This is a genomic window from Streptomyces sp. CB01881 (genome assembly GCF_002953255.1).
GTDB lineage: Bacteria > Actinomycetota > Actinomycetes > Streptomycetales > Streptomycetaceae > Kitasatospora.
In genome coordinates this window covers 1,128,100-1,141,306 of sequence record NZ_CP026498.1, presented here as the reverse complement: position 1 = coordinate 1,141,306, position 13,207 = coordinate 1,128,100, and the positions used below count along the sequence as shown (strand labels likewise).

At 75.0% G+C, this 13,207-nt stretch carries 1 protein-coding gene (cut by a window edge); it reads left to right on the top strand.

Translation table 11 applies throughout. The annotated features are described in order from the left end of the window. Positions 1–13,207, top strand: partial view of an SDR family NAD(P)-dependent oxidoreductase gene (locus C2142_RS05095; RefSeq protein WP_148641275.1) — the 5' portion only. 821 nt of this gene lie beyond the right edge of the window; 13,207 of the gene's 14,028 nt are visible here — the first part of the coding sequence; it begins with the start codon at positions 1–3; its stop codon lies beyond the right edge, outside the window.

Sequence of the window (13,207 nt, the reverse complement as noted above, 5' to 3'; positions counted from 1 at the left end):
ATGGACAGGCAACTCGAACAGCTGCTGCTGGACCTCAAGGCCCAGCGCGTCTCCCGGGAGCACGTCAAGGAGTTCCTGAGGCGCCGCCAGGAGGTGGCCGGCCAGGAGGTGGCCGGCCACGCGGAAGCCGGCCCGGAGCAGGCAGGCCACGAGCCGGCCGGCCCGGAGCTGGTCCGGTTCCACCCGGTCTGGGAGGCGGCCGACGCCTCGCCGGCGACCGGCCGCGAGCCCGGCCACCTGGTGCTGCTGGCAGGCCCCGGCGAACTGGCCCGGGCCCTGCAGGAGTCCGACAGCACGGCCGTGGTGCGCCTGCTGGAGAGCCCGGCCACCGGCCTCGCGGAGCGCTACACCGACCTCGCGGGCCAGGTGCTGGACGCCGTCCGCCGGCTCCTCGCCCTGCCGTCGCCGCCCCGCACGCTGGTGCAGGTCGTCTGCCCGTGGAACGGTGAGGACGCCCTCGGCGCCGGCCTGCTCGGCCTGCTGAAGAGCGCGGCCCTGGAGAACCCCCGGCTGGTGCCCCAGCTCGTCCTGGTCGACGCGGACGCCCCGGTGGCGACGACCGCCGGGCAGGTCCTGGCGAGCCGGGACCGCCCGGCCGAGCGCGCCGTCCGGCTGCACGACGGCGGCCGGTCCGTCCTGGCCTGGCGGGAACTGCCCGCCCCGGAGCGGCCCGCGCTGCCCTGGAAGGAGGGCGGCACCTACGTCATCACCGGCGGCCTCGGCGGCCTCGGGCTGATCTTCGCGCGGGACGTGCTGAGCTCGGTGCGCAGCGCCACCGTCCACCTCACCGGCCGCTCCCCGCTCGACGCGGACAGGCGGCGGCTGCTGGAGTCGTTGCGGAGCCCGCAGGCACAGGTGCACTACACCCCGCTCGACGTCGCCGACGCCGCCGGCGTGGCGGCGTTCCTGGCGGGGGTGCGGCAGGAGCACGGCGCCGTCAACGGCGTCATCCACAGCGCGGGCGTCCTGCGGGACGGCTTCGTCCTGCGCAAGAGCGCCGACGACCTGCGCGCCGTCCTGGCCCCCAAGGTGGCCGGGACGGTCAACCTGGACGCCGCCACCCAGGGCGACCCGCTGGACTTCTTCGCCCTGTTCTCCTCCGCGGCGGCGGTCACCGGCAACGTCGGCCAGTCCGACTACGCGGCCGCCAACGCGTTCATGGACGCCTTCGCCCACCACCGCGCCGGGCTGGTCGCCGAGGGGCGCCGCTCCGGCCGCAGCCTCTCGCTCAACTGGCCGCTCTGGGCCGAGGGCGGCATGGCACCCGACGCCGAGACCGAGCGCGCGCTGCTGGAACAGGTCGGCATGCACCCGCTGCGCACCGGGTCGGGGGTCCGCGTCCTGCACGAGAGCCTCTCCCTGGAGCTCCCGCAGGTGATGGCGGTCGAGGGCGACGGCGCACGCATCCGCCGGGCGCTCCTGGAGCAGCCCGCGGCCGCCCCTGCGGCTGCCGCCGTTCCCGCCGTTCCCGCCGTTCCCGCCGTGGTGCCGGCCTCCGCGCCGCCGGCCGCGGCCGGCGACGAGGGGATGTTGCGCGACAAGGTCGTGCACCGGCTCCGGCAGGTGCTCGGCGGCGTCATCGGCCTCCCGGCGGCGAAGATCGACGCCGAGGCCCCGCTGGAGAGCTACGGGATCGACTCCATCGTTGTCACCCGGCTCAACCGGAAGTTCGCCGAGACCTTCGAGGCCGTCCCGAAGACGGTCCTCTACGAGTTCAACTCGCTGGAGGCCCTCGCGGGTTACTTCCTCCGGGAGCACCGGGGGACGTGCCTCACCTGGACCGGGCTCGCCGCTCCGGCCCCGGTCGCCGCCGCTGCGGCCCTTGCTGAGGCGGCCCCGGCCCCGGCCGCCGCCGGGAGGCCCGCCGTCGCCGAGCGCCCCGCCGTCGCCGAGCGCCCCGTCGTCGCGGAGCCCGCCCCCGTCCCCGCCCCGGCCCCCGTCCCCGCCGCACCCCCCGCACCCGGTGCGCCGTCCGCCGCGGACGCCGTCGCCATCGTCGGCATGAGCGGCCGGTTCCCGCAGGCGGCGAACCTGGACGAGTACTGGCAGAACCTCGCCGCCGGGCGGGACTGCGTCACCGAGATCCCCGCCGACCGCTGGGAGCTGGAGGGCTTCTACCACGCGGACCGCGACGAGGCGGTCGCGCTGGGCCGCAGCTACAGCAAGTGGGGCGGCTTCCTCGACGGCTTCGCCGACTTCGACCCGCTCTTCTTCGGCATCTCGCCGCAGGAGACCATGAACATGGACCCGCAGGAACGCCTGTTCCTCCAGGAGTCCTGGAACGCGCTGGAGGACGCCGGCTACACCCGCCGGCGCCTGGCCGACGCGCACCGCGGGCGGGTCGGCGTCTTCGCCGGCGTCTCCAAGACCGGCTTCGACCTCTACGGGCCCGCGCTGCGGGAGCAGAACGAGAACCTCCACCCGCTGACGTCCTTCGCCTCGGTCGCCAACCGTGTCTCGTACCTGCTCGACCTGCGGGGCCCGAGCCTGCCGGTCGACACCATGTGCTCGTCCTCGCTGAGCGCCGTTCACGAGGCGATGGAGCACCTGCGGCGCGGCGAGTGCGACCTCGCGCTCGCGGGCGGGGTCAACCTCTACCTGCACCCGTCGAACTACACCCTGATGTCCGGCAAGCGGATGCTGTCGCACGACGGGAAGTGCCGCAGCTTCGGAGCCGGCGGCAACGGATTCGTGCCCGGCGAGGGCGTGGCCGTGGTGCTGCTCAAGCGGCTGTCGGACGCCGAGCGGGACGGCGACGTCATCCACGCCGTGCTGCGCGGCAGCAGCATCAACCACGGCGGCCGGACCAACGGCTACACCGTGCCCAACCCGGGTGCCCAGGCCGAGGTGGTGCGCGAGGCGCTGGACCGCGCGGGCGTCAAGGCCCACGAGGTGAGCTACCTGGAGGCGCACGGCACCGGGACGGAGCTCGGCGACCCGATCGAACTCGACGGCCTCACCCGGGCGTTCGCGCAGGACACCGACGCCCGGCAGTACTGCGCCGTCGGCTCGGCGAAGAGCAACATCGGCCACCTGGAGGCGGCGGCCGGCATCGCCGGACTGCTGAAGATCGTCCTTCAGATGCGGCACGGGCGGCTCGCCCCCAGCCTGCACGCGCAGGAGCCGAACCCCAACATCGACTTCGCCCGGACGCCGTTCCGCCTCCAGCAGGAGGCGGCCGACTGGCAGCGGCCCGTCGGCGCCGACGGCACGACGGAGCGGCCCCGGATCGCGGGTGTCTCCTCCTTCGGCGCGGGCGGCTCCAACGCGCACGTCGTGGTGGAGGAGTACCGCCGCGAGGCCGCCGGCGGCACCGGCGCGGACGACGGCGCCCCGCGCCTGATCGTGCTGTCGGCCAAGGACGGCGAGCGGCTGCGCGAGCGGGCCCGGGCCCTGCTGGAGTGGATCGTCCGCCAGGACGCCGCGGCCCTGGACCTCGACGCCGTCGCCCACACGCTGCAGTCCGGCCGCGAGGCGATGGAGGCGCGGCTCGCGCTGCCCGTCACCTCCGCCGCCGAACTCACCGCCGGGCTCACCGCGTTCGTCGCCGGCGAGGAGGACGTCGAGGGTCTCCACCTGGGCAACGTCAGGGACCACCGGGACACCCTGGCCGGCTTCGCCACCGACACCGACATGGCGGCGACCGTCGACGCGTGGATCGGGAAGGGCAAGTTCGACAGGCTGCTCGACCTCTGGGTCAAGGGCCTGGCCGTCGACTGGAGCCGGCTCCACCGCGGGAACGGCCCGCGGATGCTCCCGCTGCCGGGCTACCCGTTCGCCCGTGAGCGCTACTGGGTGGGCGACCTCACCGCCGGCCGTCCGGCCGCCGCCCCCGGCGCCGTCCGGCTCCACCCGCTCGTCCACGCCAACACCTCCTCCCTGGACGCCCAGCGGTTCGGCTCGGTGTTCTCGGGCGAGGAGTTCTTCCTGACGGACCACGTCGTCAAGGGCCGCAAGGTGCTGCCGGGCGCCGCCTACCTGGAGATGGCGCGGGCGGCCCTGGAGGCCTCGCTCGACACCCGCCCGCAGGGCGTGACGCTGCGCAACGTGGTCTGGGCCCGCCCCGTCACCGCGGACGGGCGGCCCGTGCACATGCGGACCACGCTGTTCGCCGAGGCGGACGGCGAGGTCGCGTTCGAGATCTCCAGCCTGCAGGACGGCGCCGCCGACGCCGCGCCCGTCGTGCACAGCCAGGGCGTGGCCGTCCCCGCCGCCGACGCCCCGGCCGGGCCGGTGGACGTGGCCGCGCTGCTGGCCGCCTGCGACACCGACCGCCTCGACGCCGCGCAGTGCTACCGGACGTACCGGGAGCTGGGCATCGACTACGGGCCGGCGCACCGCGGCATCGAGAGCATCGCGGTCGGCGACGGCCAGGCCCTGGCGCGCCTGGTGCTCCCCGCCGGGGCAGCGGCGACCCAGGACGCCTTCGTGCTCCACCCGGGCCTGCTGGACTCCGCGTTCCAGGCCTCCGTCGGCCTCTTCGGCGCCGCCGGCGACGCCCCGGACGCCGCCGGGACCGTTCTCCACCTCCCCTTCGCCCTGGACGAGTTGGAGGTCTTCGGGCCGGTCACGTCCGGGCTGTGGGCGTGGGTGCGGTACAGCGCCGACGACCGGCCCGGCCTCGGGGTCCGCAAGGTCGACATCGACCTCCTGGACGACGCCGGCGCCGTCCGCTGCCGGCTCCGGGGCTTCACCTCCCGGGCCTACGACGCGGCCGCGACCCCGGCCGCGAACCTGAACCCTGCCGCGGACGCCCCGCTCGTCCACGGCGAGCCCGAGCACCACGCCGCGCCCCCGCAGGCCGGCGCCACCACGCCGGCCGAGCGGGCCGGCCGGTACCTGGTCACCCTGCTGGCCTCCCAGCTGCGCCTGCCGGCCGACCGGATCGATGCGAGCGACGCCCTGGAGCACTACGGCATCGACTCCATCATGACGATGAACCTGACCAACAAGCTGGAGCAGGTCTTCGGCTCGCTGCCCAAGACCCTCTTCTTCGAGTACCAGAGCATCAGCGCGCTCACCGAGTACTTCGTCGAGGCCCACGGGGAGCGGCTGGCCGAGCTCCTGGGCGCGGACGACCAGGAGCCCGCCGCCGGCGCCCCCGCCGTCGAAGCGGCTCCCGCGGTCCGGGCGGTCCCCGCGGCGCCGCGCCGCGGGCGGGCCGCACGGCGCGCCCCGGCCCGCCGCCCCGCGACGGAGCCCGAGGGCCCGGAGATCGCCGTCATCGGGCTGGCCGGGCGCTACCCGCAGGCCCGCAACGTCCGCGAGTTCTGGCGCAACCTCGCCGAGGGCCGGGACTGCATCACCGAGGTCCCGGCCGACCGCTGGGACCACGGCGCGTACTTCGACCCGGACAAGAACGCGCCGGGCCGCACGTACACCAAGTGGGGCGGCTTCCTGGACCGGGCCGACCACTTCGACCCGCTGTTCTTCAACATCTCCCCGCGCGAGGCCGCGTTCATGGACCCCCAGGAGCGGCTGTTCCTGGAGACCGTGCACGAGACGCTGGAGGACGCCGGCTACACCCGCGAGGCGCTCAGCCGCTACGGCGCGCGCGGTCTCGCCGGGAACGTCGGCGTGTTCGTCGGCGTGATGTACGAGGAGTACCAGCTCTACGGCGCCCAGGAGCAGGCGAAGGGACGCAACGTCACCCTGTCCGGCAGCGCGTCGTCGATCGCGAACCGGATCTCCTACGTCTTCGACCTGCACGGCCCGAGCCTGGCCGTCGACACGATGTGCTCGTCCTCGCTCACCGCCCTGCACCTGGCCTGCCAGAGCCTGCGGACCGGCGGGTGCGAGCTCGCCGTCGCCGGCGGCGTCAACCTCTCGCTCCACCCGAACAAGTACCTGATGCTCGGGAACGGCAAGTACGCGTCGAGCAAGGGGCTCTGCGAGAGCTTCGGCGAGGGCGGCGACGGCTACGTGCCCGGCGAGGGCGTGGGCGCGGTGCTGCTGAAGCCGCTCGCCCGGGCCGTCGAGGACGGCGACACCGTCTACGGCGTCATCCGGGGGACGGCCCTCAACCACGGCGGCCGGACCAACGGCTACTCCGTGCCCAACCCCCGCGCGCAGCACAACGTCATCGGCCACGCGCTGCGCGAGGCGGGTGTCGACGCGCGCTCGGTGACCTACGTCGAGGCGCACGGCACCGGGACCTCGCTCGGCGACCCGATCGAGGTGGCCGGCCTGACCAAGGCGTTCCGGGAGTACTCGGACGACCGGCAGTTCTGCGCGATCGGCTCGGTGAAGAGCAACATCGGGCACGCCGAGAGCGCCGCCGGCATCTCGGCACTGACCAAGGTGCTGCTCCAGCTCAAGCACGGCAAGCTGGCGCCCTCCCTCCACGCCGAGGTGCTCAACCCGCACATCGACTTCGAGAACAGCCCGTTCCGCGTGCAGCGCGAGCTGGCACCGTGGCAGCGCCCCGTCGCCGCCGACGGCACCGAGGCACCGCGCATCGCCGGCATCTCCTCCTTCGGCGCGGGCGGCTCCAACGCGCACGTCATCGTCGAGGAGTACCGCCCCGCGCCGGCCGCCCGGCCCGCCGCGGACTCCGCGGGCCGCCCCGCCGCCGTCGTGCTGTCCGCCCGGACGGAGGCCGGCCTGCGGGCCCAGGCCGAGCAGCTGCTGCACTGGACCACCGAGGACGAGGGCGCCGGCACGGCGCTCGCCGATCTCGCCCACACCCTCCAGACCGGCCGGGAGGCCTACGAGGAGCGGCTCGGCCTCGTCGCGGGCACGACCGGCGAACTCGCCGCCGGCCTGCGGGCGTTCCTGGCCGGCGAGGCGGGCGCCGACGGGCTCCACCGGGGCCGCGTCGAGCGGCGGCAGGGAGTGCTCGCCGTCTTCACCCCCGACGAGGACCTGGCGCAGGCGCTCGACGCCTGGACCGCCGGCCACGAGTACGACAGGCTGCTGGAGCTCTGGGTCACCGGCCTGGTGCTCGACTGGGAGAAGCTGTACGACGGCGCCGCGCCCCGCCGGGTGCCGATGCCGACCTACCCGTTCCAGGGCGAGCGCTACTGGCTCTCCCCGGGCACCGCGGCCGACCGGCGGCCCGCGACCGGCGCCGGGCGGCTCCACCCGCTGCTGCACGCCAACACCTCCAGCCTGAACGAGCAGCGCTTCACCTCGGTCTTCACGGGCGAGGAGTTCTTCCTGAAGGACCACCAGGTCCAGGGCGAGCGCGTGCTCTCCGGCGCGGCCTGCCTGGAGCTGGCCCGGGCCGCGGTGGCGGCCTCGCTGGACGGGCCGCACGGCGGCCTGCGGATCCGCAACGTGGTCTGGTCGCGGCCCGTCACCGTGACCGGGAGGGCCCGGACCGTCCAGGTCCGCCTGCTGCCGAAGGGCCCGGACGAGGTCGGCTTCGAGATCCACAGCACCGCCGACGAGGACGGCCCGGACGCGCAGCCGGTCATCCACAGCGAGGGCCTCGTCCGGGTGGCCCCGGAGAGCGGTCCGGCGGACCCCGCCGCCCTCGACCTGGCCCGGCTGCAGGCCGCCTGCGGCGGTGCGCAGTTCGACGCGGAGCAGACCTACCGGGCGTTCGGCGCCCGGGGCATCGCCTACGGCCCCGGCCACCGTGGCCTCGACCGCCTCCTGACCGGCGACGGCCAGGTGCTCGCCCGGCTCGTCCTGCCGGACGCGGTGCGGGGGACGCTGGACGACTACGGCCTGCACCCGGCCCTGCTGGACTCCGCCCTCCAGGCCTGTGCGGGCCTGCTGCCCCTGGCGGACGAGGGCGGGCCGCTCCTGCTGCCCTTCGCACTGGACGAGGTGGAGATCACCGGCCCCTGCGCCCCCGTGATGTGGGCCTGGGTGCGCGAGGGTGGCGGCCGGCCGGGCGACGCCGTCCGCCGCCTCGACATCGACCTCTGCGACGACGGGGGCCGGGTGAGCGTCCGCCTCAAGGGCGTCTCGCTGCGCGCCTACACGGCGCAGCCGGTCGCCGGTGCACAGCCGGCCGCCGCCGGATCGCCGTCGGGCACCGGATCGCCGTCGGGCACCGCGGAGCTGCTCGCCGCGCCCTGCTGGGTCCCCGCCGAGCGCGCGGACCGTGCCGGGGCGGCCGGGGCGGACAGTGTGACCGGGGTGACCGGGGCCGGCCTGGTGCTGGTCGCCGGTCTTCCCGAGGTCGCGGCGGCGCTGGAGGCCCAGGGCACGGCCCGGGTCGTGCGCCTGGACTCCGCCGCGCCGGGCGTCGACGCCCGCTACACCGAGGACGCGCTGACCGTCCTCGCCGCCGTCAAGGAGGTGCTGGGCGAGCGCGGGCAGCAGGGCGTGCCCGTCCAGCTGGTCGCGCCGGCGGCGCAGGAGCCGTCCCTGTGGGCGGGGCTGGCCGCCGTCCTGAGGTCGGCCCGGCTGGAGAACCCGAAGGTGCTCGGCCAGCTCGTGCTGGTCGACCCGCAGGACGGCCCGGAGCAGGCGGCCGCCCAGGTCGCCGCCGACCGCGCCGCGCTGTCGGACACCGCCGTCCGCCACCGGGGCGGGACGCGCGAGGTCCTGCGGTGGCGTGAGGAGGCGGACGGTACCCCGGCCGGGGTGCCGTGGAAGGACGGCGGCGTCTACCTGATCACCGGTGGCGCGGGCGGGCTGGGCGCCGTCTTCGCCCGGGACATCGCCGCCCGGGTGCGGGAGCCCCGGATCGTCCTCGCCGGCCGCGCGCCGCGCGACGGGCGCCGGGACGCGCTCCTGGCGGAGCTGACGGGCCTCGGCGCCCACGCCGCCTACGAGCAGGCCGACGTGGCCGTCCGGGGCGACGTCGTGGCGCTCGTCGGCCGGCTCCGCGAGGCGCACGGCCGGATCGACGGCATCCTGCACAGCGCCGGGTTCATCAAGGACGCCTTCATCCTGCGCAAGGACGAGGCCGACTTCGCGCGCGTGCTGGCACCGAAGGTCGCCGGGCTGGTGCACCTGGACGAGGCCACCCGGGGCGACGACCTGGACTTCCTGGTCGCCTTCTCCTCCGTGGCCGGGGCCCTCGGCAACGTCGGCCAGTCCGACTACGCCGCGGCCAACTCCTTCATGGACGCCTACGCGCACCACCGCAACACGCTGGTGGCGGCGGGGGAGCGGCACGGCCGGACGGTGTCGCTCGGCTGGCCCCTGTGGGCCGACGGCGGCATGCACGTCGACGCGGGCACCGAGCAGTCGCTGCGCGAGCGGTTCGGGCTCGTCCCGCTGCGCACGGAGACCGGTGTCCGGGCCCTCTACCGGGCGCTGGCCTCGCAGCACGGCCAGGTGCTGGTGCTGGAGGGCGACCGGCCGCGGCTGCGCGAGACCCTCCTCGCGGGCCTCCTCGCCGACGCGCCGTCCGACCGGCCCCCGGCCCTGCCGGCCCCGGCGGCGGACCGCCCGGAGGAGCCGGCGGCCGGCCGGGACGTGAGCGGCCAGGACGTGGCCGTTCAGGACGAGGCCACCGCCCAGAAGGCCGCGGCGTACTTCAAGAAGCTCCTGGCGTCGGTCATCGACCTGCCCGCCGCCAAGATCGACCCGGAGGCGCCGCTGGAGGACTACGGCGTCGACTCCGTCATGACGATGGACATGACCCGCACGCTGGAGACGGTCTTCGGCTCGCTGCCGAAGACGCTCTTCTTCGAGCACCGGACCATCGCGGCGCTGACGCGGCACTTCCTGGAGACCCACCCGGAGCGGATGCGCGAGCTGCTGCCCGCGGTGGCCGCCCGCCCGCAGCCGTCCCCGTCCGCCGGGCCGGCCGCCGCGGAGCGGACCGCTCCCGCCCGCGCCTGGCGCACCCTCGGATCCGGTCAGGCACAGGCGCAGGCGCAGGAGCAGGAGCAGGAGCGGACGCAGGGCCCCGTGGGCGGCGGTGACGTCGCGATCATCGGCCTGGCCGGGCGCTACCCGCAGGCCGCCGACGTCCGCGAGTTCTGGCAGAACCTCGCGGCCGGCCGGGACTGCGTGACCGAGGTGCCAGCCTCGCGCTGGGACGTCGGCGGCTTCTTCGACCCCGACCCGAACGCCCCCGGGAAGACGTACAGCAAGTGGGGCGGATTCCTCGACGGCGCCTACGACTTCGACCCGATGTTCTTCAACATCTCCCCCCGCGAGGCGGAGATCATGGACCCGCAGGAGCGGCTGTTCCTCCAGTGCGTCCACGACACCCTGGAGGACGCCGGCTACACCCGGGACACCGCGAAGAGCCGGACCGGCAACGTCCTCGACGGCCGGGTGGGCGTCTTCGTCGGCGTCATGTACGAGGAGTACCAGCTCCTCGGGGCCCAGGCGCAGCTCGGCGGCACGCCGCTGGCGGTGGCCGGCAACCCCGCGTCCATCGCGAACCGGGTGTCGTACTACTTCAACCTCCAGGGCCCGAGCATGAGCGTCGACACGATGTGCTCGTCGTCGCTGTCGGCCGTCCACCTGGCCTGCCAGAGCCTGAAGTGGGGCGACTGCGAGGTGGCGGTCGCCGGTGGGGTGAACCTCTCGCTGCACCCGAACAAGTACCTGCTGCTGAGCCAGGGCAGGTTCGCCTCGACCAACGGCCGCTGCGAGAGCTTCGGGGCCGGCGGCGACGGTTACGTGCCGGGCGAGGGCGTGGGCGCCGTCCTGCTCAAGCCGCTGGCGAAGGCCGTGGCGGACGGCGACCGGATCTACGGCGTCATCAAGGGCACGGCCGTGAACCACGGCGGGAAGACCAACGGCTACTCGGTGCCGAACCCGCAGGCCCAGGCCGACGTCGTCGGCCGGGCCCTGGCGACGGCGGGCGTGGACGCGCGCGCCGTCGGCTACGTCGAGGCGCACGGCACGGGCACGGCGCTGGGTGACCCGATCGAGATCGCCGGGCTGGCGAAGGCGTTCGGCGAGCACACCGAGGACCGGCAGTTCTGCGCGATCGGCTCGGTGAAGAGCAACATCGGGCACGCCGAGAGCGCGGCGGGCATCGCCGGCATCACCAAGGTCCTGCTCCAGCTCCAGCACGGCAAGCTCGCCCCCTCGTTGCACGCGCACCCGCTCAACCCGCACATCGACTTCGCGGGGACGCCGTTCGTCGTGCAGCGGGAGCTGGCGGACTGGCCCAGCCCGGCGCCGGCCGACGGTTCGGGCACCGCGGTCCCGCGGGTCGCCGGTGTCTCGTCCTTCGGCGCCGGTGGCTCCAACGCCCACATCGTCATCGCGGAGTACCTGCCCGGGGAGGCGGCCGAGCCGGCCGCGGCCGACGACGCGCAGCCCGCCGTGGTGCCGCTCTCGGCGCGGACGGCGGAGCAGCTGCGGGCGCAGGCCGGCAACCTGGCGGACTGGCTGGAGCGCCCGGAGAACGCCGGCGCCGCCCTCGCGGACATCGCCTACACGCTGCAGGTGGGCCGCGAGGCGATGGAGGAGCGCCTCGGCGTCATCGCCGGGTCGGTGCCGGACCTGCTGGTGAAGCTCCGGGACTTCCTCGACGGCGGTTCGGGCAGTGGTTCCGGCGGCGGCTCCGGTGACGAGGTCGTGCGGAGCACGGTCACCCGGGACAGCGCCGTGCTGACGCTGTTCGCCCCCGACACCGACCTCGACGCGATGATCGGGGCCTGGGCCGGGAAGGGGAAGTACGAGAAGCTCCTCGAACTCTGGGCCAACGGCGTGCCGCTGGACTGGCGGCTGCTGCACGGCGCCGCCACCCCCCGGCGGATCGCGCTGCCGACCTACCCGTTCGCGCGCGAGCGCTGCTTCCCCTTCGACGCCGAGCCCCTGGTGGCTCGGGCGCCGCAGGGGCCGCAGCCGGCGCAGGGGCCGGGCCGGCTGCACCCGCTGGTGCAGGCCAACACCTCGGACTTCGCGGAGCAGCGGTTCAGCTCGGTCTTCACCGGCGAGGAGTTCTTCCTGCGCGACCACGTCGTGCAGGGCTCCCGGACGATGCCGGGCACGGCGTTCCTGGAGATGGCCGTCGCGGCCGCCTGCCTCACCTGCCGCACGGCCGTCGAGCCGTCCGCGCCGGTGGCGCTGAGGAACGTCGTGCTGGCGCAGCCGCTGCGGGTGGGTGACCGGCCGCAGGAGCTGCACGTCGGCCTGCACCCCGAGGCGGACGGCGACATCCGGTTCCGCGTCTACGGCACCCCGGACGACGAGGAGTCCGTCCTGCACGGCGAGGGGACCCTCTACTTCGTGGAGGGCGCCGAGGACACCGTCCTCGACCTGGACGCCCTGCGGGACGCCTGCGACCTCCCCGGGCTGACCGCCGCGGACTGCTACGAGCTCTACCACGCGGCCGGCATCGCGTACGGGCCCTCGCACCGGGGTGTCCGGCACATCTGGACCGGTCCGGGGCAGGCGCTGGCCGAGCTGGCGCTGCCGGACCCGGTCCGGGGCACCGAGGGCGACTTCACGCTGCATCCGAGCCTGCTCGACGCGGCGCTCCAGGCCTGCGTCGGCGTCCTCGGCCGGCCGGGCGCCGAGGGGGCGGCGCGCAGCGGTTCCGGCCTCGCCGTGCCGTTCGCGGTGGACGACGTCCTCGTCCTCGACGCCTGCACCGACGCGATGTGGGCGTGGGTGCGCCCGAGCGGGGAGGAGAGCGCCGACGCGGCGATCCGCAAGCTCGATGTCGACCTGGCCGACCAGCGGGGACGCGTCCGTGTACGCATCGCCGGGCTGTCGTTCCGGGTCCTGAATCTAAATAAGAATCATGATCCGATTTCCACCACGGAGTCGACTGGTGATCATGTAACGTCTCGTCAAGTGACGGTGCATCATGATCCGGTCAACCCTGTGGGGACCCCCGGCGCAGCGGCACTCTCCTACCCGCGGTGGCAGGAGAGGCCCGCGCAGGGCGGGCCCTCCAGCGTCGACGGCGCACGGCGGACCGTCCTCCTCGCGGGCCTGCCCGAGGCGGCCGAGCTGCTCAGGAGCGGCGACGACAGTGACGTCGTCGTCCTGGCCGACGAGGGCGGGACCCTCGACGGCCGGTACGCCGACTACGGGGTGCAGCTTCTGGAGCGGCTGAAGTCCGAGGTGCGCGGCACCGCCGGCAAGGCCCACCTCCAGCTGGCGATCGCCGGCGGCCCGGACGCGCTCCCGCTCTCCGGCCTCGTCGCGATGCTCCGCACGGCCGCGCTGGAGAACCCGAACGTCACCGGGCAGCTGCTTCTCCTCGACCCGGACGACACCCCGGCGAGGGCCGTCGAACGGATCCTGGAGAACCGGGCCCACCCGGAGGACACCCTCGTCCGCTACCGGGACGGCCGGCGCGAGGTGCAGGCCTGGGCCGAGG